This window comes from Pseudomonas sp. P8_241 (genome assembly GCF_034008315.1).
Classification (GTDB): domain Bacteria; phylum Pseudomonadota; class Gammaproteobacteria; order Pseudomonadales; family Pseudomonadaceae; genus Aquipseudomonas.
The window spans coordinates 2316125-2342475 of sequence record NZ_CP125377.1; the positions used below are offsets into that span (position 1 = coordinate 2316125).

Below are 26351 nucleotides of genomic sequence, written 5' to 3' on the forward strand. Positions count from 1 at the left end.
ATGTTGTACGCGAGCCACTGTGCGTGGCTTTGCGGAGCAACAAATGAAATGACCGCGCGCGACGACCTTCGCCGTTGCGCGCAATGCCTTGCGGCAGCGACTATCGATACGTTCTCGCTGGCCGAGGAATGTTCAAACTAAGGATGAACTAATGGTTCAAGTTCGCAAACTGGTGTTAGCAATAGCGGCCGCCTCGGCGCTGTCCTCCGGTATGGCGCATGCCCTCGGGCTCGGGGAATTGACCCTGAAATCGACGCTCAACCAGCCGCTGGTAGCGGAAATAGAGCTGCTCGATGTCAAGGATCTCACCGCCGCCGAAGTGGTGCCGAGCCTTGCTTCGCCTGACGATTTCGCCAAGGCCGGTGTCGACCGCCAGGCGTTTCTCAACGACTTGACCTTCACGCCGGTACTCAACGCCAGCGGTAAAAGCATCCTGCGCGTGACCTCCAGCAAACCGCTCTCCGAGCCCATGGTGAAATTCCTGGTGCAGGTGATGTGGCCGAACGGCCGCCTGTTGCGTGATTACAGCGTGCTGCTGGATCCATCGAAATTTTCGCCGCAAACCGCTGAAGCGGCTGCGCAATCCTCGTCAACGGTGGCCGCACCGGTCACCGGTGCAACCCCACCGTCCCAGTACACCACCACGCCGCGCGATACCCTCTGGGAAATTGCGGCCAAGGCGCGTAACGGTGGTTCGATCCAGCAGACCATGCTGGCCATCCAGGCCTTGAATCCGGATGCGTTCATCGATGGCAATATCAATCGTTTGAAGACCGGCCAGGTATTGCGCCTGCCGGACCAGACGCAAAGCACCACGCTGCCACAATCCAAGGCCATCGCCGAAGTGGCGGCCCAGAATACTGCGTGGCGTCAGGGGCGCCGATATGTCGCCAAGCCCGGGGCAGGGCAGCAGCAGATCGACGCCACCAGCCGTACCCGAGTTGAAGGGGGGGCGGCAGAGGCGGCTACCGATAAGCTGAGCCTGGTATCTGCCGAATCCGGCAAGAGCCGTGGCAAAGGCGCGGCCGGTGACGCCAAGGGCTTGAACAACAAGCTGGCGGTGACCCAGGAAAGCCTGGACACCACCCGACGTGACAACGCTGAACTGAAAAGTCGCATGACCGATCTGCAAAGTCAGATGGACAAGCTGCAGCGCCTGATCGAACTGAAAAACAATCAATTGGCCAAGTTGCAGGCCGAGGGTGCAGCACAAGCACCGGATGTCGCGACGGCACCAGCGATGTCGGCGCAATTGGCTGACACTCCCGCGACAACGCCATCAGAGACGGCTCCAGTTTCGACGCCTGCGGAAGCGGCCCCTGAGGCGCCTGCGGCTCCGGTAGAGAAACCCGTCGAAACGCCGCCAGCGGCATCCGACGATCAAAAATTTAACGAACTGCTGACCAACCCCTTATTGCTCGGCCTGGTAGGTGGTGGCGCGGTTGTACTGCTGCTTCTGCTGCTGTTGTTGGCTCGTCGCCGCAAAGCCCAGCAAGAAGCCGAGAAGCACCTGCGAATGGCGCGCGCGCTGGCCGAAGAGCAGCCTTTCTCGCCTGAGTTCGATCTGCCGGAAAGCAGCTTTGAAGGCCTGGAAATTCAACCGGCGAGTATGACGCTGGCCACCGCGGCGGCTCCAGCGCCTGCGCCGACACCTGTACCTGCACCTGTTCCGGTGGCATCGGTGGTGATGACGACGCCGATCGCGGCTCCTTTGGTGGCGCCGTCAGCCGAGCGCTCCGACGATGTACTGGGCCAGGCGCAATCGCACATCGACGCCGGCCGCCTGAACCAGGCCGCCGCGTTGCTGGAGGAAGGGGTCAGGCAAGAACCGCAGCGTAGCGATGTGCGATTGAAGCTGATGGAAGTCTACGGCCAGCAGGGCGACCGCGATGCATTCGTCGCGCAGGAGCGTCAGTTAGTCGCCAATGGAGACAACTTCGCCCAGGTTGAAAAACTGAAAGGTCGCTTCCCGGCGATGGTATTGGCTGCGGCCGGTGGTATCGCAGCCGCCGCCGCTACGGCTGAACTCGATGCGCAATACGTCAAGGATCTGCTGCTGGATGAGCCGCAAGCACCCGCGGCGGAGGATGAGGATTTCGACCGCGTTTTCGATTTGAGTCTCGACGACCTTGAAAACGAGGCAGTGGCAAATGCTGCATCTGCTCCGGTGGCGGCCCCGGCCGAAGATGATCTGGACAGCACCTTCGATCTGAGCCTCGATGACCTGGAAAACGTAACACCGACAAACGCCGCATCTGCTCCGGTCTCGGCCGAAGATGATCTCGACAGCGCTTTCGATCTGAGTCTTGATGACCTGGAAAACATTACCCCGACAGTCGTTACTCCAGCCCCGGAAACTGAATCGGCTGTGACCCTGGACGAACTGGAAGATTTTCCGTCGGACGACGATCTGAGCTTTGAGTCGGTGTTGCAGCAACAGACCGATATCAAAGAGAGTCTGAATGACCTTTCGGACTTCGATCTGGATATGGATCTGGGTGCTGAGCCGTCGCCTGCCCTTGTTGCTGAAGACGACTTCTTGCTGGATCTGGACGCAGGGGTAAAGGATCTGCCGCCGGTCGACGCTCCCGCGTTGGCCGAAGCACCGCTGGACGATCTCGACCTGCCGGCCGATTTCGATCTCTCGCTGGCTGATGAGATGGATGCAGCAGATGCGCCAGATGCTTTCGCCGTCGAACTGGACGACGTAAACGCCGAACTGGATCGCCTGTCCCAGAGCATCAGCGAGCCGACCTTCACCGTGGACGACGCCTTGGCCACAGTGGGCGACGAACCGGAATTCGACTTCCTTTCGGGTACCGATGAGGTCGCGACCAAACTCGATCTGGCCCAGGCTTACATCGATATGGGCGACAGCGACGGTGCGCGGGATATCCTCAATGAGGTGGTGACTGAAGGCGATGAAGGTCAGAAAAGCGAAGCCAGGGAGTTGCTTTCGCGTTTGGCTTGAGTCGTTGGATGAGCGCAAAACGGCAACCTTTTAAGGTTGCCGTTTTTGTTTGCAGGTTCAAAAGATCGCCCAACTCTGGCATCCCCGCCCGAGCGCCTTATAATGCCCACCTTTGCGTCAATCAGCAGGCTGTCACTCCTTGGCAAATATAGATAATCCGGCCGCCGAAATGGCGGCCGACGGCTTTTTTCGGGTCGCCTTGGGCGTGGAATACAAAGGCTCGCGGTATCGTGGCTGGCAGCGTCAGGCCTCCGGCGTGCTCACCGTGCAGGAAACCCTCGAAAACGCCTTGTCCAAAGTCGCCGATTCGCCGGTTTCCTTGCTATGCGCCGGCCGTACGGATGCCGGAGTACATGCCTGCGGACAAGTGGTGCATTTCGACACCCAGGTCGAGCGGTCGATGAAAGCCTGGGTGATGGGCGCCAATATCAATTTGCCCCACGACGTCAGCGTCAGCTGGGCAAAAGTCATGCCTGCGCATTTCCATGCCCGGTTCAAGGCGATCGCCCGGCGCTATCGCTACGTGATCTACAACGATCAGATTCGTCCGGCGCACCTGAATGAAGAAATCACCTGGAACCATCGCCCGCTGGACGTCGAGCGCATGGCTGAAGCGGCTCAGTATCTGGTCGGTATACATGATTTCAGTGCTTTCCGTGCGGGTCAGTGCCAGGCCAAATCGCCGATCAAGGAGCTTCATCACCTGCGTGTCACCCGCCACGGCAAAATGATCGTGCTGGACATCCGCGCCAGTGCCTTCCTTCACCACATGGTGCGCAACATTGCCGGTGTACTGATGACGATCGGCACTGGCGAACGTCCGGTGGAGTGGATGAAAGAAGTGCTGGAAAGCCGCATACGCCGCTCCGGCGGGGTGACAGCGCATCCATTTGGCCTGTATTTGGTGCAGGTCGAATACCGCGACGAATTCGAGTTGCCCGAGCGTTACATCGGTCCACACTTCTTGACCGGCTTCTCGGAACTTGACGGCTGACGCCCTCGAACGCTTTTGTTACCATCCGGGACTTTCCCGGTTTTGTCTTGGAGTTGTATCGACATGTCAGCCGTTCGCAGCAAGATCTGTGGGATTACCCGCATAGAAGATGCGTTGGCGGCCGTCGAAGCCGGGGCTGACGCCATTGGATTCGTGTTCTACGCCAAAAGCCCGCGGGCGGTGACGTTCCAGCAGGCGCGCTCGATCATCAAGGCGCTGCCGCCATTCGTGACCACCGTCGGCTTGTTCGTCAATGCCAGTCGTTGCGAGCTGGGAGAGATTCTTGACGCGGTGCCGCTGGATCTTTTGCAGTTTCATGGCGATGAAGTCGAAGCGGACTGCGAAGGCTGGCACCGTCCCTACATCAAGGCATTGCGGGTGAAGGCGGGAGATGACATTGCTGCGGCCTGTAATGCTTATCCGAGCGCCAGCGGGATTTTACTCGATGCTTATGTCGAAGGTGTTCCCGGAGGAACCGGTGAGGCCTTCGATTGGTCTTTGATACCGCAGGGCTTGAGCAAACCGATCATCCTGGCTGGAGGCCTTACACCCGACAACGTCGCCGAGGCGGTTGCGCGGGTTCGACCTTATGCCGTGGACGTCAGCGGCGGCGTAGAGGCCAGCAAGGGCATCAAGGACCCGGCAAAGATTCGCGCCTTCATCAAGGCCGCTGCAGGACCCGTAGGGCCCGTAGGAGCTGTCGAGTGAAACGAGGCTGCGATCTTTTTGATCCGGTTCGCAATGTGACGGCTGGCACACTGCCGCCGTCTTTAACAGCACTTGCAAAAAGCAGGCACGGCTGAGGGGTATCGGGGTTGCACGCAGGTCATGTTTCGCGCTGACCGTGGCGGCTCTGCAATCATCGCCGCACACATGAATTTAGCTCAAGGGCATACGCGGGGCTGCGAACCAGAGTGTTCGGGCCGCCGGTACTGGAGAAAGAAAGCATGAGCAACTGGTTGGTAGACAAACTGATCCCTTCGATCATGCGTTCCGAGGTCAAGAAGAGCTCGGTGCCTGAAGGTCTTTGGCACAAATGCCCGTCCTGCGAGGCTGTGCTGTATCGTCCCGAACTGGAAAAGACCCTGGATGTTTGCCCCAAGTGCAACCATCACATGCGTATCGGCGCCCGCGCCCGCATCGATATTTTCCTTGATGTCGAAGGTCGTGCCGAGCTGGGTGCGGATCTGGAGCCGGTTGACCGTCTGAAATTTCGCGACGGCAAGAAGTACAAGGATCGCCTGACCGCTGCGCAAAAGCAGACCGGCGAAAAAGATGCCCTGGTGTCCATGAGCGGTACCTTGCTTGGGATGCCGGTCGTGGTTTCGGCGTTCGAGTTTTCCTTTATGGGCGGTTCGATGGGTGCCATCGTCGGTGAGCGTTTCGTGCGCGCCGCCAACTACGCCCTGGAAAAACGCTGCCCGATGATTTGCTTCGCCGCTTCCGGTGGTGCGCGGATGCAGGAAGCGCTGATCTCCTTGATGCAAATGGCCAAGACCTCCGCGGTGCTGGCGCGTCTGCGAGAAGAGGGCATCCCGTTTATCTCCGTGCTGACTGACCCGGTCTACGGCGGTGTTTCCGCCAGTCTGGCGATGCTGGGCGACGTGATTGTCGGTGAGCCGAAGGCACTGATCGGTTTCGCCGGTCCGCGCGTTATCGAGCAGACCGTTCGCGAAAAACTGCCGGAAGGCTTCCAGCGCAGTGAATTCCTGCTGGAACACGGTGCCATCGACATGATCGTTCACCGTCAGGAACTGCGTCCGCGTCTGGGCAATCTGCTGGCACAAATGATGGGCCTGCCGACGCCGAAATTCGTCGCTGCACCCATCGAGCCGATCGTCGTTCCACCGGTACCTGCCAGCCTATGACCCAACGTACCCTGGGCGAATGGCTCGCCTACCTTGAGCAGTTGCACCCTTCGGCCATCGACATGGGCCTGGAGCGTTCGCAGCAGGTAGCGTCCCGCATGGGACTGGGCAAGCCGGCGCCTCGGGTGATTACCGTCACCGGCACCAACGGCAAGGGTTCTACCTGTGCTTTCGTGGCGTCATTGCTGCGGGCGCAGGGCCTGAAAGTCGGTGTGTACAATTCTCCGCACCTGCTGCGTTACAACGAGCGGGTGCAGGTCAATGATGTCGAAGCCACTGACGCACAGTTGTGCGAAGCCTTCGCGGCGGTAGAGGCGGGGCGTGGCGAAACGTCCCTGACCTACTTCGAGATGGGTACCCTTGCGGCGTTCTGGCTGTTTCAGCGGTCGGCGCTCGATGCGGTGGTGCTGGAGGTCGGGCTCGGCGGGCGTCTGGACACGGTCAACGTGGTGGACGCCGACATGGCGCTGGTCACCAGCATTGGCGTCGATCATTCGGATTACCTGGGCGATACCCGCGAATCCGTGGCCTTTGAAAAGGCCGGTATCTTCCGTCAGGGCGCGCCTGCGCTTTGTGGCGACCTCAATCCTCCTCAACCCCTGCTGGATAAGGCTCGCGAGCTCAACTGCCGGTTTTTCCTGCGTGGGCGCGATTTTGATCTGGGCGTCACCGATCACAACTGGCAATGGCGCGGTCTTGACGCCCAAGGGCGCGTTGTCGAGTTGCGCGATGTACCTTTGCTCGATCTGCCGATGGAAAACGCGGCGCTGGCCTTGCAAGCTTACCTGTTGCTCGGTTTGCCTTGGGTGGATGCGCAGATTATTGAGGCACTGCAAGCGACGCGCGTGGTTGGTCGTTTGGATCGTCGCGAGATCAACTGGCACGGCAAGCGCCTGAGTTTATTGTTGGACGTGGGGCATAACCCTCATGCAGCGGAGTATCTGGCCCGTCGACTGGCGAGTCGACCTCCGGTCGGCAAGCGCCTGGCTGTGTTCGGTTTGCTGGCGGACAAGGATCTGGATGGTGTTGTCGGTGAATTGAGTGCTAGTGTCCAGCATTGGGCCGTTGCGCCGCTGGATTCTCCGCGCGCTCGACCGGTTGGCGATTTGCAGGGAGCGTTGCAGAGCCTTGGTGCTTCGGTGACGTCCTACGCCAGTGTGGCCGCCGCCCTGGAAGGGCAGTGCGCGCAGGCAACGAGCGACGACGAAATCCTGTTGTTCGGATCATTTTATTGTGTCGCCGAGGCCCTTGAATGGTTGGCCCGGCGCTCCACGGAGGAAGTGGCAAATGGCATTGCTGGATAAGGCATACAAACAGCGTATGGTCGGCGCCCTGGTGCTGGTCGCGCTGGCGGTGATTTTTCTGCCCATGCTGTTTTCCCGTCAGGACGAACAGCGTTCGGTGACGGTCGAAGCCCCGGCCGCGCCACAGGCTCCGGCGATGCCGCAGGTACAAGTCGAGCCGGTGGTGGTGCCTGAACCGCAAGCATTGCCTCAGGAGCCGGTGCCCAGCGATGACGAAATCGCTCAGCAGGAAGCGCCCGTTGTGCCGGCCGTACCAACTGCGCCAGTGGCTGTGGCTCCAGCAGCCAAGCCGGTTGCGCCTGCTCCAAATCCTGCGTTGGCCGCCAAGCCTGCCACGCCACCCGCTCAGCCGATCACAGCGGCAACGGGCAAGCCCGACACCACGCAAAGCCGGGTCGATGCCAATGGCCTGTCGGTCAGCTGGTCGGTACAACTGGCCAGCCTGTCGAGTCGTGAAAGCGCGGAGAAACTGCAAAAATCCCTGCGTAGCCAGGGTTACAACGCCTACATTCGTGCCGCTGACGGTAAAAATCGGGTGTTTGTCGGGCCGTTGATCGAGCGCGCCGAAGCGGATCGCCTGCGTGACTTGCTGAGCCGTCAACAGAACCTCAAGGGTTTTGTCGTGCGCTTTCAGCCAGAGCGCGGTTAAAACTATCGCCCCGATTTGAAATGCACTGACAATCGCAGCTTACCGATAAGCATGGGCTCTGCTAAAATGCGCCGCCTTATCCGTCTGTAGGCTGCACTGTGCCATTTACCTGGGTTGACTGGGCGATCGTTGCAATCGTCGCCATCTCCGCATTGATCAGTCTGAGCCGCGGCTTCGTCAAAGAAGCACTGTCGCTGGTGACCTGGATCATCGCAGCAGTCGTTGCCTGGATGTTTGGTGGTTCATTGTCCGAGTACCTCGCCGGATACATCGAAACGCCGTCAGCTCGTATAATAACGGGCTGTGCCATCATGTTTATCGCCACGTTAATCGTAGGCGCAATGATCAATTATCTTATCGGCGAATTGGTTCGCGTCACCGGGCTCTCCGGAACCGATCGATTCCTCGGTATGGCCTTTGGCGCCGCGCGTGGTGTGTTGCTGGTGGTCATCGCCGTCGGGCTGTTGAGCCTGGGGCCGGTACAGCAGGACGGGTGGTGGAAAGAGTCACAGCTCGTGCCAAAATTTCTATTGGTCGCCGATTGGTCCAAAAACCTGATTCTCGGGTGGAGCAGTCAGTGGCTTGCCAGCGGTATCAGCGTACCCGCTGAAATACCGTTCAAGGAACACCTCTTGCCGATGGCCAAAACGCCTCAGTGAGCAGTGTTCAGTTCAGATCCATTAAGTAGGGGTTGCGTCGCATGTGTGGCATCGTCGGTATCGTCGGTAAGTCGAACGTCAATCAGGCGCTGTATGACGCGCTAACCGTGCTCCAGCACCGCGGCCAGGACGCTGCCGGTATCGTGACCAGCCATGATGGCCGGTTATTCCTGCGCAAGGACAACGGCCTGGTGCGTGACGTGTTCCAGCAGCGTCACATGCAGCGTCTGGTCGGCCACATGGGTATTGGCCATGTGCGCTACCCGACCGCAGGCAGCTCGACTTCGGCCGAAGCGCAACCGTTTTACGTCAACTCGCCTTACGGCATCACCCTGGCGCACAACGGTAACCTGACCAACGTTGAACAATTGGCCAAGGAGATTTACGAATCTGACCTGCGCCATGTCAACACCAACTCCGACTCGGAAGTACTGCTCAACGTGTTCGCACACGAACTGGCCCAGCGCGGCAAGTTGCAGCCTACCGAAGAGGACGTGTTTGCTGCTGTAACCGACGTGCACAACCGTTGCGTCGGTGGTTATGCGGTGGTGGCGATGGTGACCGGTTACGGCATCGTCGGTTTCCGCGATCCGCACGGTATCCGTCCGATCGTGTTCGGTCAGCGTCACACCGACGAAGGCGTCGAGTACATGATCGCTTCCGAGAGTGTTTCCCTGGATGTGCTCGGTTTCACCCTGATTCGCGACCTGGCGCCGGGCGAAGCGGTCTACATCACTGAGGACGGCAAGCTGCACACCCGTCAGTGCGCGACCAACCCGTCGTTGACCCCGTGCATCTTCGAACACGTCTACCTGGCGCGTCCGGATTCGATCATCGACGGCGTGTCGGTCTACAAGGCCCGTCTGCGCATGGGCGAGAAACTCGCCGAGAAGATCCTGCGCGAGCGCCCGGAACACGACATCGACGTGGTCATCCCGATCCCGGACACCAGCCGTACTGCGGCTCTGGAGCTGGCGAACCACCTGGGCGTGAAGTTCCGCGAAGGTTTCGTGAAAAACCGCTACATCGGCCGGACCTTCATCATGCCGGGCCAGGCTGCGCGGAAAAAGTCCGTCCGCCAGAAGCTCAACGCCATCGAGCTGGAGTTCCGTGGCAAGAACGTGATGCTGGTGGATGATTCCATCGTGCGCGGCACCACGTGCAAGCAGATCATCCAGATGGCTCGCGAAGCCGGCGCCAAAAACGTCTACTTCTGCTCCGCCGCTCCAGCCGTTCGCTACCCGAACGTCTACGGCATCGACATGCCCAGCGCTCACGAGCTGATCGCCCACAACCGTTCGACCCAGGACGTGGCCGACCTGATCGGCGCCGACTGGCTGATCTATCAGGACTTGCCTGACTTGATCGAAGCGGTCGGCGGCGGCAAGATCAAGATCGACAAGTTCGATTGCGCGGTGTTCGACGGCCATTACGTCACCGGTGACGTCGACGAGGCTTACCTGAACAAGATCGAGCAGGCACGCAATGATGCCTCCAAGGTCAAGACGCAGGCAGTCAGTGCGATCATCGATCTGTACAACAACTGAGTTTCTACCGGCCCTGAGGGGCCGGTTTTGTATCTGGCTTTTAATTGACGAGAATAGGGAAAGGAGTGACAGCATGAGTCAGGATTGGGATGCCGGTCGGTTGGACAGCGACCTCGAAGGCGTAGCGTTCGATACCCTGGCCGTACGTGCCGGTCAGCACCGTACGCCTGAAGGCGAGCACGGTGATCCGATGTTCTTCACCTCCAGCTACGTGTTTCGTACGGCTGCCGACGCTGCTGCGCGCTTCGCTGGCGAAGTGCCAGGCAACGTTTACTCGCGCTACACCAACCCGACCGTGCGCGCCTTTGAAGAGCGTATTGCTGCGCTGGAAAGCGCCGAGCAGGCCGTGGCTACCGCAACCGGCATGGCGGCCATCATGGCCGTGGTAATGAGCCTGTGCAGCGCCGGTGATCACGTACTGGTATCACGCAGCGTGTTCGGTTCGACCATCAGTCTGTTCGAAAAGTACTTCAAGCGTTTCGGCATTGAGGTCGATTATGTGGCCCTGGCGGACCTGTCCGGTTGGGATGCAGCAATCAAATCCAATACCAAGTTGCTGTTCGTCGAATCTCCATCCAACCCACTGGCCGAATTGGTGGACATCGCCCAGTTGGCGAAAATCGCTCACGCCAAAGGCGCGATGCTGGTGGTGGACAACTGCTTCTGCACACCTGCATTGCAGCAACCCTTGAAAATGGGCGCTGACATCGTCGTGCACTCGGCGACCAAGTTCATCGACGGTCAGGGTCGTTGCATGGGCGGCGTCGTGGCGGGTCGCGGCGAGCAGATGAAGGAGGTGGTCGGTTTCCTGCGCACTGCAGGGCCGACCCTGAGTCCGTTCAACGCCTGGATCTTCCTCAAGGGCCTGGAAACCCTGAACCTGCGGATGAAGGCGCATTGCGCCAACGCCCAGCAGCTGGCCGAATGGCTGGAGCAGCAGGACGGTATCGAGAAGGTCCATTACGCCGGCCTCAAGAGCCATCCGCAGCATGAGCTGGCCCTGCGTCAGCAGAAAGGCTTTGGTGCGGTGGTGAGTTTCGAGGTCAAGGGTGGCAAAGAGGGCGCCTGGCGCTTTATCGATGCCACTCGCCTGATTTCGATCACCGCCAACCTGGGCGACAGCAAAACCACCATTACGCACCCGAGCACTACGTCGCACGGGCGTCTGGCGCCGCAAGAGCGTGAAGCGGCAGGCATTCGTGACAGTCTGATCCGCGTCGCGGTGGGCCTTGAAGACGTGGCAGACCTGCAAGCCGATCTGGCGCGCGGTCTGGCCGCGCTGTGATCGAGTTGTCCACGCCGTCCACCGGCGCCAATGGTCGTGTCGCGCTGGTAACCGGTGCGGCGCGGGGCATAGGCCTGGGGATTGCCGCCTGGCTGATCAGCGAAGGCTGGCAAGTGGTGTTGACGGACCTGGATCGCGAGCGCGGTTCGAAAGTGGCGAAGGTGCTGGGCGATAACGCCTGGTTCATCGCCATGGATGTTTCGAACGAAGGGCAGGTGGCGCTCGGCGTTGCCGAGGTGTTGGGCCAGTTCGGGCGTCTTGATGCATTGGTCTGTAACGCCGCGGTTGCCGATCCGCACAACATCACTTTGGAAAGCCTTGATCTGGCCTACTGGAACCGTGTGCTGGCAGTGAACCTCAGTGGGCCGATGTTGCTGGCCAAGCACTGTGCGCCGTACCTGCGTGCTCACAGTGGGGCGATCGTCAACCTGGCCTCAACCCGCGCCGGGCAGTCGGAACCTGACACCGAGGCCTATGCGGCGAGCAAGGGCGGTTTACTTGCCCTGACTCATGCGCTCGCAATCAGCCTCGGCCCGGAAATTCGGGTCAACGCCGTCAGCCCTGGCTGGATCGATGCACGCGACCCTTCGGCACGCCGTGCCGAGCCACTGACTGATGCCGATCATGCCCAGCATCCGGCGGGCAGGGTGGGGACGGTTGAGGATGTGGCGGCGATGGTGGCGTGGTTGTTGTCCAGGAACGCAGGGTTCGTTACGGGCCAGGAGTTTGTGGTCGACGGCGGTATGACCAAGAAAATGATCTACAGCGAGTGACACTGGCGGATCTGATCAACTGTAGGAGCGAGCCTGCTCGCGATCGGTCGGAACATTCGGCATCCAGGTTGGCTGGCAGGCCGCCATCGCTGGCAAGCCAGCTCCTACAGGTTTTATGCGGATTTCGTCTTTTTCAGAAAAACTTCAATCCTGCTATTGACTTAGGTCCGCTACCTGCGTAAATTTCGCGGCCTCGGAGATGCAAACGGGTGATTAGCTCAGCTGGGAGAGCGTCTGCCTTACAAGCAGAATGTCGGCGGTTCGATCCCGTCATCACCCACCACTTCCGAGAGACTTGCGAAAGCAAGAGGTAGGCTGAAATGCCTGCACCGACGCGCAGCGGTAGTTCAGTCGGTTAGAATACCGGCCTGTCACGCCGGGGGTCGCGGGTTCGAGTCCCGTCCGCTGCGCCATATTTTCCGAATCGGGTACGCCTGGTTCGAGATTGAAAAGCTACTGAGTTTTCAGTCAGACGAGTTACCTGGACGCAAGTCCAAAGCGATACGCAGCGGTAGTTCAGTCGGTTAGAATACCGGCCTGTCACGCCGGGGGTCGCGGGTTCGAGTCCCGTCCGCTGCGCCATATCTGCCCCGAGGCCCACTGAACGCCTTGGAGCTACGAAGAAGCCACTGGTTACTTCGAGTCGATAGCAAAGACCCTGGTCGAAAGACCGGGGTTTTTTGTTTGTGCGATTTGGTTTTTACTCCTTTCCCCCCCACGGTTCTGCATCTGCCATTCAAGCGCGGATGGCCCGTGAGTTCGTTGTCTCTTGAAAACTCCCCTCAGTAATCCGCAGCCTCGATAAGCCGGTGCTGCGTGGTCGAAATATCGGCCGGTCATCAAATAATTCAAGCCTTACCAGGTGTAATTCGGATAGAGGACTTGGTGCGACCTCTCAACAATCGGCTCGCCGACCCGGGCGATCACCGTCTCGCTGCTGGGCAAGCGCTTGTCGTTTCTGGTGGCCGGTGCCTGTTTGTATGCGGTGTCGGTGTATGACAAAGGGCTGTTGCTGACACTCGACAACACGGTGATCGAATACGGTCACGATGAGGGGCTGTGGACTTCTTCGATGCCGCTGCATCACGGTCAGCCGCTGACCTATGGCGCTCAATGAGTGCGAGGCCTGGCGGGAAGCCTTAATGCAGGAATTGTTCGCCGGACCTGCTGCTTTTACTACCTGGCCACCGGGCCTGCCGAATACTGTTCGACCTGCCCGTTGCTACGCCCGGGGAAATGCCGCTGACCGACGCGATCATGCTGCTGTCGCAAACCGCATTGCGCGACTATCTTGAAAGGACACTGGTGGTGGCGCTGCCTGTGGGGCTGGATGTGTAAAAGGCATCCTTCGGGCTGCTGTTGCGCAAGGGCGAGCACATCAGTCGGACGCTGGGGTTGTTTATCGATCGAACTGCTGCGTCGAAAAGTCGCGGTTTTTTGATTCCTTGGTCAGTTTTTGGTTTTCCGCGAAGGCATAAGCCTATAAACTTAACCTTTCGGTCAGCTTTGCACTGTCAACAACAGCCCTTTGCTTCGTCGAAAAGGGCTTCTGCAAGACTCGAGATTTCCAGAACATAACCAGAAGGGCGGACCCCATAACCGCCCAGAGGATGATCCATGTCCAACCGTGATATATCCCGGCGCTCGTTCCTTCAGGGCGGGCTGGTAGCGGGCGTGAGCGTTACGCTCACGCCATTGAGCAGCCAGGCGCTGGCCGCCTTGATGGAAAGCAGCGTGACCGTGCCGTCCGAGCAGTGGCTTGGCAACAACGGCAAGGCGCGCGCCCGTAACGATGCCTTGTCCAAGGTCTGCGGCAGCAAGGTCTTTGCCCGCGACATCCGCGCCAAGGACATGCCGGGCTGGCCTCAGCAGCAAGGCCACGCCATGCTGCTGAAAACCATCAAGGCCGACCACATTTTTGCAGGCATCGACTTGTCATGGCTCGGTGCCGAATTGCAGCCGGACCGCGTCGTCACCGCCGAAGACCTGGTCAAGGACGGTATCGTGTTCCCTGAGGAGCATGCCCCGGATCCGCTGTTGCCGGCCGGCAAGGTGCCGATGTTCATCGGTCACCCGGTGGCGATCCTGATCTGGAACGATTTCGAACGTTTTCGCCAGGCCAAGAACCAACTTAAATTCAATGACAAGGCGATTCGTTACGGTGCCCAGGTGCCGTTCTACGAAGGCGATCCGTACGGCAGCTTCCGCTACGTGCGTGTCGGCGGCGCGACCTCGGCGGACGAGGACGAGTTTGCCAGCCTCAAGGATTCGATCCTGTTCCCGATGCTGAAAAACCGTCGTCCGGTGTGGAACTCCCAGCCCAACCTGCACGGCAACCTGACCGAGCGCGGTTTGTTCTATGCCGACCGCATGAAGCAGCAGATCGACACACCGCCGGACAACTGGCTGGTCTTCGACGAGCGCTACAAGACCCCGTCAATCGAACCCGCCGCGATGGAGCCGGACAACGGCAACGGCTGGTACGACCCGGCGACCAAGACCCTGCACTTCGTCGTCGCCACCCAGTGCCCGCTGGAAGCAGCCACCGAAACTGCGAAGATGATCGCACCGTCGCGTTTCGGCCTGGCTAACCTGAACATGCACCCGGGTTACACCGTCGGTTACGGCTCGAAAGACCACAACATTTTCGTCTACTACGCAGCGCTGGCCGCGTTGTACGGCGCCGGTGTGCCAGTGCGCCTGGCCAACGACCGCTACGAGCAGTTCCAGAGTGGCATCAAGCGTCACCCGTTCGACATTCGCTACCAATTGGCGGTGGACAAGACCGACCACAGCTTCAAGATTTTCCGCTCCGAGATGAGCGTCGACGGCGGCGGACGGATCAACTACAGCCCATCGGTGGCGGCAGTTGGCGCCACGGCGGCACAGTCGATCTACTACATGCCGCAGAACGATCTGCAGGTCACGGCGTATCACTCCCGCGCCGTTGAGGCCGGGTCGATGCGCGGTTACGGCACCCTGCAGAGCATGGCGGCCACCGAGATGATGGTCGATGAAATCGCCGATCGCCTGGGTGTCGATGCCATTGAACTGCGCCGCAAAAACGCGTTGCGTTCGGGCATGAAAAACACCCAGGGCGCGATCCCGGCCGGTGCTTTACGCCTGCACGAGATTCTCGACAAGGCGGCCGTTCACGACACCTGGAAAAATCGCGCCGCGATCAAGCAGCAACGCGAAGCGGCCGATCCGGATAACTGGTACGGCGTCGGTTTTGCCATCTGCCAGAAAGACTTCGGCACCGGTTCCGAAGCGCCGATGGCCAGCATCGAGTTCACTGCCGAGGGCCGCATCAATCTGCGTCACATCGGTATCGAAATCGGCACCGGTATGTCCACCTCCCAGGCGATGGTGGTGGCCGACTTCCTCGGTCTCCCGGCGCACGAAGTGAAGACCGGCGAAACCGAATGGAAAGAGTTGCAGCTGATCAGTGGCGGCAATCCGTACATCATGAGCCAGGCCGAGCAGGACAACTTCCTGCGCAATCCTCGTTGGGTGGGCAAGGTTGCATCGGCCTCGTCGGCGACCAACTCGGCGTACTACTTCAGCCACGCCACCCGTGAAGCGGCGCGCGTGTTGTTCAACCACGGCTTGTGGCCGGCGGCGATGGAGATTTGGCGACAAGGTCCTTACGGCGGTCAGGCCAACCCTTACGTGGTGCGCCGCGAAGACGCCCATTGGGTCGACGGCAAACTCACCGCCAACGGCATGGAGCCCCTGCCTTTCGCCGTGCTGGCCAAACGTGCCCACGAGCGTGGTCTAGTGACCGGCGCGACCGTGCATGGCTTCAACCGCTGGAGCTGGGCCGAAGCCGAGTACAGCATCGATGGCGTGCGCGAGCGTTTGCCACTCGATGGCCTGGCGGTCAAGTACGGCGACGGTGCGCCGAAGGCCAAGCTGGCGCAGATGAACAGCGGCGGTTTCCATCTGCTGGATCGGCAGAACATCGCCTACCCGGCCACCCAGTTGAACAACGCGGCGGTGACTTACTACAGCCCGGTCGCGACGCTGGTGGAAGTGAAGGTCAACAAGGGTTCGAACGAAGTGTCGGTTCTCAACCATCACTCGTGGGTCGAGTGCGGTCGGGTGCTGGTGGAAGAGCTGGTCAAGGGGCAACTCGAAGGCGGCATCGCCATGGGTATCGGCCATGCGCTGATGGAAGAAATGCCGTTGTACGAAGGCGGGCCGGGGGAGGGTGACTGGAACTTCAACCGTTACCGCTTGCCGATGGCGCGCCACGTTGCGGTGTGGAAACAGACGGCGGAAATCCTCCCGCCATTGTCGCCGAGCGACCCGTCCAAAGGCATCGCCGAAGTGGTGATGATCCCGGTGGTCGGCGCCATCGGCAACGCCGTAGCGCATGCCATCGGCAAACGTGTCCGCGACCTGCCTATCACTTCTGCACGCATCAAGGAGGCCCTCAATGGCTAACCGTCCGCTTCAACTGACCCTCAACGGTCAATCCGTCGGCCCGGTGGACATCCCTGATGACCTGCCGATGATCGACTACCTGCACGAATACAAGAACCTCACCGGTTCGCGCCTGGGCTGTGGCCAGGGTATCTGTCACGCCTGCGTGGTGATCGTCGACAACCCGGACGGCACCAGCGAAGAAGTGCGCACTTGTATCACCGGCGCGCACTACTTCGAAGGCAAGAAAGTACGGACCATCGAAGGCCACGCGAGCCGCGACGAGCAGGGTAAGGTCACCGAGCTGAACCCGATCCAGCAGCGCTTCGTCGACGAATTCGCCTTCCAGTGCAGCTACTGCGCGCCGGGCTTCGTCAATGCGGCGACCGTGCTGGTGGAAAAGCTGCAGCGCCAGCCCATAGTCAAAAGCCAGCTGGAAAAAGTCATCGAGGACAGCCTCGGGCATCACATCTGCCGTTGCACCGGATACGTGCGCTACTACAGCGCCACCCGCAACGTGCTGACTGATCTCGGCCTGGTCAAGGAGGGTTAAGCATGAAGCTTCTACTTAGCCGTCTGGCGTTGGCGGTTGGTCTGGCTGCGCCTGTGGTGGCAGCTCACGCGGATGATGCGCAGGTCAAGCAAGGCGAGTACCTCGCCCGCGCCGCCGACTGCATGGCGTGCCACACCGCACCCGGTGGCGCACCGTATGCTGGCGGCCTGCCGATCGTCTCGCCGTTCGGCACGATCTACGGCACCAACATCACCCCGAGCAAAGAGCACGGCATCGGTTCGTACAGCGATGAAGACTTCTTCGCCGCACTGACCGAAGGCAAGCGCCGCGATGGCGCGAACCTGTATCCGGCGATGCCTTACACCTCGTACCACCTGATCCCGCGTGCAGACTCTGACGCGATTCATGCCTACCTGAAGACCGTAGAGCCGATAGAACGTGCCGCACCGGTCACCAGCCTGAGCTTTCCGTTCAACGTGCGGCTGGGCCTGATGGGCTGGAACATGATGTACGGCAAGGACGTGAAGCTGGAGTCGGCCGATGGTAAAAGCGAAGCCTGGAAGCGCGGCCAGTACATGGTCGACGTACTCGGTCACTGCGGCGAGTGCCACACCCCCCGTGGTTTGCCCGGTGCGATGCAGATGGACAAGCGCATGACCGGCGGGATTCTCAATGGCTATCTGGCGCCAAGCCTGCTGGCGACTGACCTGGCGGCTCGTGGCTGGAATCATCAGGACCTGAGCTCGTTCCTCAAGCACGGCATGAGCGCCCAAGGCACGATGTTCAACGAGATGTTCCCGGTGTTCCACAACAGCACCCAGGGCCTCACTGACCCTGACTTGTCGGCGATGGCGACCTTCCTGCTCGGCGATCAGCCACCCGCGGCCAAAGTGCTCACCGAAGTGCCTTTGGATAAACTGAGCCCGAGCGCCCAGCGCGGCCGTCAGGAATATTTGAATGTCTGCGCCGGTTGCCATGCGCCGGGCGGTGAGGGCAAGCCGCACATCGCGGTGGCCATGCGCGGCAACACCACGCTGCGCCTGGAAGATCCGCGCAACCTGGTGCGAGTGATCGACGACGGTATAGGTGAGCAGAAGTTCTCCGGGTTCGAGCACATGCAGCCGATGCCGGGGTTCGTCCAGAAGCTGAACGACGAACAACTCACCGACTTGCTGAACTACCTGCGTCAGGGGTGGGGCGGTCAGCCGGGTGATCTGGCAGTGAACAACGTGCAGAAGTTGCGGGCCGATGCGCCGCCACTCGAGCACAAGGCCCACTGACATGCAGCATCTCGATCTGCAAGTGATACGCCGGGCGCTGGAGTGGTCGACGGCAGGCCAGCGCATCTGGCTGTGTACGGTGCTCGCGACCTACGGCTCGGCGCCGCGCGCGCCGGGCTCGTTGTTGGCGGTGAATGCTGACGGGCAATGGATTGGCTCGCTGTCCGGTGGCTGCGTTGAAGAGGATTTCCTCGAGCGCGTCGCCGAGGGGGCGTTCGAGAGCGCAGTCAGCGTCGTTCGTTACGGCGAAGGCGATGATCCGCGCTCGCGGGTGAGCCTGCCCTGTGGCGGTGTGCTCGATGTGTTGGTGGAGAAGCTTGAACCCGATTGTGAGGTTCAGGCGCATCTGCGAGAACTGGAGTCAGCGCTGTTGGGGCGACGTCGGTTGATCCGTGAAGTAGATCTGCAAAGCGGTGCGCGCAGCCTGTTCGATGATCGTGAACAGGGTGTGCGTATCGAGCGTGAGATCGACCGGGTGCGCGTGCGTGTCGGCGCGGCTCAGCGCTTGCTGCTGGCGGGGTATTCCAGCGTCGCGCAAGCCTGTGCCGAGTTCGCTGTCGGTCTGGGGTTCGAGGTGATTCTGTGTGATCCGCGGGACGAAGTGCTTGAAGGCATCGTGTTGGATGGCGTGGAGATTCGCCGTCAACTGCCGTCGGTATTCATCGCCGATGGCGGCTGCCACAGCGATACCGCAGTGGTGGCGTTGACCCATGATCCGCGCATCGATGACCTGGCGATGATGGAGGCGGTTCGCACCGATGCGTTTTACATCGGCGTAATGGGTTCCATGCAGACGTCGCATAAGCGTTTCGAGCGGTTGCGGCGTATCGGTGGGCTGGGGGATGCAGAGTTGGCGCGGATTCACGCGCCCATCGGCCTGAACCTGGGCAGCAAGACGCCAGCGGAAATTGCACTGGCGGTGCTGGCTGACATCCTGCGGATTCGCAGTGGTATTGCGCGGGATCGTCTTTAAGATCAGAAGATCGCAGCCTGCGGCAGCTCCTACTCCGAACGCATCCCCATGTAGGAGCTGCCGCAGGCTGCGATCTTTCGATGCTGATCTTTAGCAATCAATACCCGAACTTGTCCCGCAACCCGTAATACCACGCACCCAATGCCGCAAACGGCGTGCGCAGCATTTGTCCGCCGGGGAAGGGGTAGTGAGGCAGGTCGGCAAACGCATCAAAACGCTCGGCCTGACCACGTAATGCTTCGGCCAGTACCTTGCCAGCCAAATGCGTGTAGGTCACGCCATGGCCGCTGCAGCCTTGGGAATAGTAAATGTTGTCGCCCAGTCGTCCGACCTGAGGAAGTCGCGACAGGGTCAGCAGGAAGTTGCCCGTCCACGCGTAATCGATCTTCACGTCCTTGAGCTGCGGGAATGCCTTGAGCAACTTCGGTCGAATGATCGCTTCGATATTCGCCGGATCCCGTGCGCCATACACCACGCCACCGCCGAAAATCAGGCGTTTGTCGCCGCTCAGGCGATAGTAGTCGAGCAGGTAGTTACAGTCTTCGACGCAGTAGTCCTGCGGCAGCAGAGCTTTTGCCAACTCTTCGCCCAAAGGCTCAGTGGTGATGACCTGCGTGCCGCAAGGCATCGATTTGGCGGCCAGTTCCGGAACCAGGTTACCGAGATAGGCATTGCCAGCCACGATGATGAATTTGGCCCTGACCTTGCCTTGCGGGGTGTGCACCACCGGGTTCGCGCCGCGCTCGATGCGCACCGCCGGCGATTGCTCATAAATCGTCCCGCCCAGGGACTCAACCGCTGCTGCTTCACCCAGCGCCAGGTTGAGCGGATGAATATGTCCGCCGCTCATGTCGAGCATCCCGCCGACATATTGATCACAGGCCACCACTTCACGGATTCTGCTTTGATCCATCAGCTCGAGCTGAGTGTGACCGAATCGCTCCCACAGGCGCTTCTGGGACTCGAGAAGACCCATCTGTTTGGGAGTCATGGCAGCAAACACGCCACCGTCCTTCAAGTCGCATTGAATGTTGTAGGTGGCGACCCGCTCGCGAATGATCCGTCCACCCTCGAACGCCATCTGCCCCAGCAAATGGGCCTGCATGGGGCCCACGGTGCGCTCGATCACATCGATGTCACGGCTGTAGCTGTTAACGATCTGGCCACCGTTACGCCCCGACGCGCCAAAACCTACCTTGGCGGCTTCGAGTACAGTGACCTTGAAGCCGTTCTCCAGCAGGAACAGGGAAGCGGACAACCCGGTATAACCGGCGCCAATCACGCAGACATCCGTCTGGACTTCATCCTCTAATGCCGGCCGTGGCGGAACCGCATTGGCCGATGCGGCGTAGTAGGACTCAGGGTAGGGAGTGTTCGCCATCCGGCAGCCTCTGTTTAATATATTTTACGAGTGCGTTGATCCTACCCGAGATAAAAATCCCCCGCCAGCCACCCGGAAAATCCACTTCGCACTCGAAAAATTAAATATTTTGCATATTCATAGGGTTAGCTCGAAAAAAGGTGTTGACACCCCTCCGGAATTCCGTAGAATGCCGCCTCACAGCAGGCACGTAGCTCAGTTGGTTAGAGCACCACCTTGACATGGTGGGGGTCGTTGGTTCGAGTCCAATCGCGCCTACCAAACAAAATCCGCTCTGCTGGGCGGTCTAGAAGGGCTCACCGAAAGGTGGGCCCTTTTTTGTTGTCTTGGATTTTATGCAGAACGTTCACAAAATATCGGGTTCGTTCACACTGGGCAATGTGAACGCTGATTTAGGTGGGTTTGTTGGGTTGGCTCACTCTCAATCTACTAGTGTTTCTGAGTAAACCGATTCGCGAGAGGGTGCAACGAATGAGCACATGCGAAAGCCCGTTGGAATCAATGCTAGCTGCTGGCATTCCGAGAGAGATGGCAATCAACCGCACGATGCAGCAAATTATCGTCTTTGCTATGGCTATTGGGGTAGGGATTGCAAGCAGGGATGACTTAAAAATTACAATGAGCAGAGACGACATGAATCTTCGGCTAAACGACTTAGGATTCCCGGATTACGCCACGCTCTTTGAATTGTGTGACTACCCAAAGGGATAGCCTTCTCTGTGCGGTGGCCTCACTCTGCGTGGTTTCACAGGCAGCTATAAGAAACCGTGTGGCCTTCAATCCCGTCCTCTGCATCAGTCAGCAGGAAAGCACGTGAACTCAGCAACGATCTCCGGTTACTGGCTTTATTGGCCTTGCTTGCTTTTGATTGCGTCAAGGTCTTCGCAGGCACTCATGCATGTTGAGGCTGCCCTATCGCAAGTGTAGGAAGAGCCTCCGCAATGAGCCATATCTCTCGCACAGTCAGCTTTGCAGGAGGCTCCTTCTGCGGTAACGGGTTTGAAGTTGCTTCCTGCTGCACAGCCGGCGAGCAAAACGGCTACGAATGCAAAGAGGATAGAGGTGTTCATTCGCATATTCCTTATGGTTGTGGTGAGGTGAGGTGAGGTGAGGTGAGGTGAAATGTAGCCTCGCTGCTCCCCCCTGCCAAGACAACTTTGAAAAAGTCCCCGTAGGCGAATCATCGCTCACTGGCGCTTCATACCCGCATTTTGAATGAACGATCTGTCTGCGTTCGTTTTTCATGCAGGCTAGGAGCAGGGCAATCCCTGCAATTAATCTTTTCATAGTTACTCCTTGTGCTGTATCGGGTGTGATCTCCTAGAATCCTTGTGCCATCGACTTGAGCGGCCTCCTTTTTTGGAGTGAGTAATGCTGAAATCTTTCCTGTTCAGGCGTCCTGACTGGTTCAGGCACGAAGGGTGTTGGCGACTGGCTCAGGTGTTGAGGCTTGGACCAGCATTTACGTTTCTTGCCTTTAGTGTGATCTTTTTTGTTGCTTGGATTTCAATACTTATTAGCGGCGGAAGGGCTGGAGAGAATGCAAGTGTCATAGCTTTGGCATGGTTTGCGGGAGCTGTGGCTTAGGTGATAGCCGCGCATTGGCTTATCCGGCTGATTGTCTGGATCGCAGATGGCTTTAAGGAAAGCAGGAAGCCTAGCTAGTACAGTGAATCACCCAAAAAATAGAGCCAACTTCTGCGGTCTTTCTATTGAGTGCTCAACAAATCACCCGATAAACCAATGTCTGAGCGAACTCGCTTAAGTTAATTACTAGTGCCTCAGCAATCAATGCTGAATGAAATCTATAGCCTTCTGGAATGTTTATTCCAAAATGGCCTAATAAATGTTGCGGAATTCGTGGAAATTCAAAACCAGCCTTACCATACTAAAGCTCTTTCTGTTTTAAGTAAGCTTGGTGGCGAATATGAGCTATGTCTACCCTGAAACAAATAGCGGATTTGTATATTTGCTTACGAATGAGTCAATGCCAGGATATGTTAAGATTGGGCAAACAGAAAGCAATCCGTTTGTAAGAGCGAGTGACTTGTTTACTACAGGAGTTCCGACACGATTTATCGTTGCTCGTGCCTGGTTTGTCGTTGATAGAGTTAAAGTGGAAAAACTATTGCATAATGCTTTCGATCCTTACAGGGTTGAGGCTGGCAACAGAGAGTTTTTCAAAGTGGACTCAATCGTAGCTGAAGATGTGATTTTTTCGCTGATTTCAAAATTCTTAGTTGGCGAGGTTCATGGTAATGCGGCGGACATTGATAAGTTAACATCTCAGGTAATGCATTATTATACGCAAAGCGAACATCAATCCAAGGAGTTGGAGAGATTAAAATTGAAGCTCGCCACGTTCGAAGAGTGCAAGCATGAGTTGAGCTCGTATATCTACGTTAAAGAGCAAAGAGACTTGTATAGAAAGAGACTCGGGAGTTTGGAAGTGCTCAATCAAAAATTGGAGAGTTATATATTTAATCTGGGGGAGAGGCATAGATTTTGGCTTAATGAATTGCTCGGAAAACATTGAATTGGTTATTTATTTTGGTCGGATGCGTGTCGCCTGCTAGCTGTTTTGGGGGGGGGGCTGTCACACGTTGTGGCTTAAGTTATTGCGGATTGTGGAGTGCCGCTTAAGAACTAGCTTCTGGATCGATGGACTCTCAAGAACTACGCTTTTTTTGTTTGTTAGCTTAATGGCGATTTAGCAAAGAGGAAGTTTCTATGAGCGTCACGAGATATATCGACCTTTACTCAAAAATTGTGGAATGTCCCCTAAGCTGCAAAGGAATAACAAATTCGCCAGAGAGAGGTATAATTCCGAGAAGTTTTTATGTCTCTGAAAACTCAGTAGTATCAATGCTGATAATTGGGAAAAACCCAGGGAAAGCTCCTGAGTGGGAAAATGATCTTTATAAAAATAAATCAACTAGTGAAGCTGTTAAAGAACACCTGCACGTCGTAAGAGACCTATTTGAAGAAAAGCTCAATGTTGCAAGCAATTTCCACAAGAACCTGATAAGCAGGGTTGCTTTTATTCTCGACGTTCCAGCCACTCCAAGCGACGTTTTCCGGCACGCGGCCTTATCTGCACTTGTAAAGTGTCAGTCAGAAGAAAGCAAGCAAGCACCATTGCCAGCAATAACGATGCACACTTGTTTTCATAAGCACTTGAAGCTTGAAATAGAGCTGTACCGGCCACAATATTTGTTGGCACTCGGTGGTGAGGTATTTCGTTATCTTTCCCGTCCCGAAATCAGAACACTACACCAGCTTCCTGTCGGCGAGCTATGGCACCCATCTTGGAGCAATATGCCTGGAGGTGAAGAAAATTACAGGAATACAAAGCTAACACAGTTGAGAGAGCAATATAAAATTGCAATCATCAATTAGTTATTTTCTTATTCCCTACAACAGGCAGCTCAAGGCTCCCTGCTTACTAGAGAGCAGACGAAAAGATAAGGTGTGGAAGTGCAAGGTGTACATCGTGCTTCAGAGACGTACAGGCTAGTCGAGAGTGGTCAGGCTGAGTGCAAGCTTGATATGCCGAATTCAAAGCGCGTGGAAGCGATGAGGGTTGAGTTTGACACGGAGCATGTACGTTGGGATAAGGAAGAGCAGAGCCCACAATAGGATGCCATGCCATGACAGAACTAATGTTCGTTTTGAGCTACCGAGCCTTTAATAAATATCTCTCCAAGGATGGCGACGGTAGAGAAATAAGCTTCATGGCGGATATGCCAGAGCCGCATGCAATTGAAGTTCTAGGGGAGGGCATGGTGAATCATGGCTACGTCACCATCGAGTGCGGTCAACCAGATGAGTCATATGGAAGTATTCGTTATAACGATCCTCAATTTGCTATTCACACAATACTGCCAATAGACATCTTTAATATGCTGCTAAACACCGACCTTGATACCAAAATAGTATTGCTGACGCTGACAGTTAGTGATAATGCTCTCAATGAGCGTGGCCGACTGGCGGTGTGGGATGTAGAGCAATCAAAAGTGCTCAAGGCTGAAATGATCAACGTTACAGTTAAAGACATCATTAAACCAGAATCAATGCCGGAACCATATCCTCGGCCTGTATTGGTAACTGATCCCTACGTCATCTTTCTCTTGAAAGTAATTTTAGGGACAATAGCCACAATCGGCGTCTTGATTCTGGGCAGGCTGTATCTGGGTTGATAAAAGATAAAGCCCCGTGTCACCCATGCCGCACTTCATCAGTCTAGGTATTCATGATAGCAAACCGCCCACGCACCCCCCGAAATAATATTCAGGTCAGAGCATCAACGATTTATCCATACTCTTGATTCTGGCAATGTTTAGGGCGGGTACGTTGACTATCGAATGGCCGGTATATTGTTTAGTAATTCCGCCAGAAAATAAGTCGCAAACATAATTCTGTAGCTTTCTCTCCAATCGATCCCACCAAGCAGGAGCGATATATATATTTTCAATCAAACTGATCATTAAGGCTGCGAGGTGATCTGAGGTAAGGTTGTTTTTTGTGATTTGCCTAATAAGCTTGTGTGCGGTAGTGGCGTGCTCTTGTAACCATGAAAGAACTATATAACCTTTCTCCGAGCTCGAAAAAGAATTGATGATTATATAGTCTGGAATATCCTGAATATTTTGAGAGAAATTCTGTATCGGTTTTCCATCGAATCCGAATCTCAGGGCTACGATGGCACTCCCCATTACAGATGGTGGTTTTTCAAGCTCGAATACCACATGCTTGAGATGAGAGGCTGTCTTCTCCTTAAACATCATGTCCAGCTTGCCTTTGATATAAGCAAGGTCGTTTTTTGTCAGATCGTTATTTTTGTAGGCACTTCCCGCAAACTGCTGGATGGCTATTTGCTGATTTAATGGTAGTCCTTTATCAAAGCCTTTAACATCTAGGTAAACCTTCGAGGCGGCATTTTTCACATGCAACTCACTCGAAACTGCACGATAAGCCACAAGAAAACAGTGTTCAGAATTAATGCCAAAAGGATTGTCTTCAATAGGGGAAAACAATATTTTGTCGTGGTGAGAGCAGAAGCCAGTAAATGTCGATGCTTTATTGATTCCTATTTTGGTCGGGCTAAACTTTCCTGTTTTTATGTTTTCATGCGCATTAGAGTGAAACGATAAAACATGACCATCAACTGATATCTCTTTTAGAGAGGAGCTTTTGGATACTGTATGTGCGTTTATTATTTTGTTGGTGCATTCTGAATGTAATGCTGGCGGCACGCTGCACGTTTTCGAAATGATGAACTTCTTCAATGTTCTGTAAGCATCGGCAAGACTGGCGGCGGGCTGCTTGTCTCGGTCAAGATGGCATTTTTTAAACTTAAGTTTTGATCCACACCAGCACGGGTCGTTGCGTCCTAAATTCATATTAAAGCAGACTCCTTTCTGTTGAGTAATAATGACCGTTGCCACATCGCTCTATTGACCGTACTAAATTATTTAACCCTATTAACGCTGCAAAACTTCATGCGCTTTACTCAATCCCGTTGCAAAAAGCTATCTTGCACGGAGGTCTTCATCTGCCCCCAACTAAACGGCACCAACTATTCGTGATTAAGTCTATGGCTAGTCTCGGTGTGACTTAGACAAACTGCTAACCCCTCCCGAATACCCAGTCTCCTGTATTTTGAGATTGGGTTTTCAAGTCGAATCCGTATGGACTGGCGATGAAATCCCTGTATGGGCTATTG

Annotated in this window: 19 protein-coding genes, 4 tRNA genes and 2 pseudogenes; 23 read left to right on the plus strand and 2 right to left on the minus strand. The window is 56.9% G+C overall.

Annotation, left to right across the window (positions count from 1 at the left end; all coding sequences use genetic code 11):
- Positions 1-151 precede the first annotated feature (151 nt).
- The 19 genes and pseudogenes from QMK58_RS10620 to QMK58_RS10710 all read left to right on the plus strand — a co-directional run bounded on the left by QMK58_RS10620 (position 152) and on the right by QMK58_RS10710 (position 19245).
- Positions 152-2971, plus strand: a complete 2820-nt coding sequence (locus QMK58_RS10620) for a FimV/HubP family polar landmark protein (protein ID WP_320396253.1) — start codon at positions 152-154, stop codon at positions 2969-2971.
- A 169-nt stretch (positions 2972-3140) separates the two neighbouring features.
- Positions 3141-3965: a tRNA pseudouridine(38-40) synthase TruA gene (truA, locus tag QMK58_RS10625; protein ID WP_053157899.1), complete on the plus strand. Its 825-nt coding sequence runs from the start codon at positions 3141-3143 to the stop codon at positions 3963-3965.
- Positions 3966-4028: 63 nt separating this feature from the next.
- The gene (locus QMK58_RS10630) at positions 4029-4673 is read left to right on the plus strand and encodes a phosphoribosylanthranilate isomerase (protein WP_053157902.1); all 645 of its coding nucleotides are present in this window, start codon (positions 4029-4031) and stop codon (positions 4671-4673) included.
- A gap of 239 nt (positions 4674-4912) precedes the next feature.
- Positions 4913-5833 (plus strand): acetyl-CoA carboxylase, carboxyltransferase subunit beta, encoded by a 921-nt coding sequence (gene accD, locus QMK58_RS10635; protein ID WP_053157905.1) that lies wholly within the window; start codon positions 4913-4915, stop codon positions 5831-5833.
- Positions 5830-7137: a bifunctional tetrahydrofolate synthase/dihydrofolate synthase gene (folC, locus tag QMK58_RS10640; protein ID WP_320396254.1), complete on the plus strand. Its 1308-nt coding sequence runs from the start codon at positions 5830-5832 to the stop codon at positions 7135-7137. Before accD ends, folC begins: the two co-directional genes overlap by 4 nt.
- Complete coding sequence (locus QMK58_RS10645; RefSeq protein ID WP_053157913.1) at positions 7121-7786, plus strand: SPOR domain-containing protein; 666 nt, start codon at positions 7121-7123, stop codon at positions 7784-7786. Before folC ends, QMK58_RS10645 begins: the two co-directional genes overlap by 17 nt.
- Before the next feature lie 98 nt (positions 7787-7884).
- A complete protein-coding gene (locus tag QMK58_RS10650; protein WP_320396255.1) occupies positions 7885-8445 on the plus strand; it encodes a CvpA family protein in 561 nt (186 codons plus the stop codon).
- 41 nt (positions 8446-8486) lie between these two features.
- Positions 8487-9992: an amidophosphoribosyltransferase gene (gene purF, locus QMK58_RS10655; protein ID WP_053157920.1), complete on the plus strand. Its 1506-nt coding sequence runs from the start codon at positions 8487-8489 to the stop codon at positions 9990-9992.
- 73 nt (positions 9993-10065) lie between these two features.
- A complete protein-coding gene (locus QMK58_RS10660) occupies positions 10066-11277 on the plus strand; it encodes an O-succinylhomoserine sulfhydrylase (protein WP_053157923.1) in 1212 nt (403 codons plus the stop codon).
- A complete protein-coding gene (locus QMK58_RS10665; RefSeq protein WP_053157926.1) occupies positions 11274-12050 on the plus strand; it encodes an SDR family oxidoreductase in 777 nt (258 codons plus the stop codon). The genes QMK58_RS10660 and QMK58_RS10665 overlap by 4 nt, the downstream gene beginning before the upstream one ends.
- 207 nt (positions 12051-12257) lie before the next feature.
- Positions 12258-12333: transfer RNA gene (locus QMK58_RS10670), tRNA-Val, on the plus strand.
- Between the two features lie 53 nt (positions 12334-12386).
- Positions 12387-12463, plus strand: a tRNA-Asp gene (locus QMK58_RS10675).
- Between the two features lie 92 nt (positions 12464-12555).
- A tRNA-Asp gene (locus QMK58_RS10680) sits at positions 12556-12632 on the plus strand.
- 319 nt (positions 12633-12951) lie between these two features.
- Positions 12952-13296 (plus strand): annotated as a pseudogene (locus tag QMK58_RS10685) ((2Fe-2S)-binding protein); the annotation flags it as partial.
- A pseudogene (locus QMK58_RS10690) lies at positions 13293-13491 on the plus strand (LysR family transcriptional regulator); the annotation flags it as partial. The pseudogenes QMK58_RS10685 and QMK58_RS10690, both read left to right, overlap by 4 nt.
- Before the next feature lie 176 nt (positions 13492-13667).
- Positions 13668-16499: a xanthine dehydrogenase family protein molybdopterin-binding subunit gene (locus tag QMK58_RS10695; protein WP_320396256.1), complete on the plus strand. Its 2832-nt coding sequence runs from the start codon at positions 13668-13670 to the stop codon at positions 16497-16499.
- Entirely contained in the window at positions 16492-17031 is a 540-nt protein-coding gene (locus QMK58_RS10700; RefSeq protein ID WP_046817930.1) for a (2Fe-2S)-binding protein, read from the plus strand. Before QMK58_RS10695 ends, QMK58_RS10700 begins: the two co-directional genes overlap by 8 nt.
- A gap of 2 nt (positions 17032-17033) precedes the next feature.
- Positions 17034-18272: a cytochrome c gene (locus QMK58_RS10705; protein ID WP_320396257.1), complete on the plus strand. Its 1239-nt coding sequence runs from the start codon at positions 17034-17036 to the stop codon at positions 18270-18272.
- 1 nt (position 18273) lies between these two features.
- Positions 18274-19245: an XdhC family protein gene (locus QMK58_RS10710; protein WP_320396258.1), complete on the plus strand. Its 972-nt coding sequence runs from the start codon at positions 18274-18276 to the stop codon at positions 19243-19245.
- A 97-nt stretch (positions 19246-19342) separates the two neighbouring features.
- Here the strand turns inward: QMK58_RS10710 and QMK58_RS10715 are convergent, their stop codons facing one another.
- Positions 19343-20626, minus strand: coding sequence for an FAD-binding oxidoreductase (locus QMK58_RS10715; protein WP_320396259.1), 1284 nt, complete (start codon positions 20624-20626; stop codon positions 19343-19345).
- A gap of 184 nt (positions 20627-20810) precedes the next feature.
- On the opposite strand from QMK58_RS10715, the gene QMK58_RS10720 reads away from it, so the two are divergent.
- The 4 genes from QMK58_RS10720 (at position 20811) to QMK58_RS10735 (ending at position 24825) form a co-directional block, all read left to right on the plus strand.
- Positions 20811-20887 (plus strand) — tRNA-Val (locus QMK58_RS10720).
- A gap of 1666 nt (positions 20888-22553) precedes the next feature.
- On the plus strand, positions 22554-23162 hold the full coding sequence (locus tag QMK58_RS10725; RefSeq protein ID WP_320396260.1) for a GIY-YIG nuclease family protein: 609 nt from the start codon (positions 22554-22556) through the stop codon (positions 23160-23162).
- Between the two features lie 194 nt (positions 23163-23356).
- Complete coding sequence (locus QMK58_RS10730) at positions 23357-24025, plus strand: uracil-DNA glycosylase family protein (protein ID WP_320396261.1); 669 nt, start codon at positions 23357-23359, stop codon at positions 24023-24025.
- 251 nt (positions 24026-24276) lie between these two features.
- Complete coding sequence (locus tag QMK58_RS10735) at positions 24277-24825, plus strand: hypothetical protein (protein ID WP_320396262.1); 549 nt, start codon at positions 24277-24279, stop codon at positions 24823-24825.
- Positions 24826-24921: 96 nt separating this feature from the next.
- On the opposite strand, the gene QMK58_RS10740 is transcribed toward QMK58_RS10735, so the two are convergent.
- The gene (locus tag QMK58_RS10740) at positions 24922-26028 is read right to left on the minus strand and encodes an SEC-C domain-containing protein (RefSeq protein ID WP_320396263.1); all 1107 of its coding nucleotides are present in this window, start codon (positions 26026-26028) and stop codon (positions 24922-24924) included.
- Between the last annotated feature and the right edge of the window lie 323 nt (positions 26029-26351).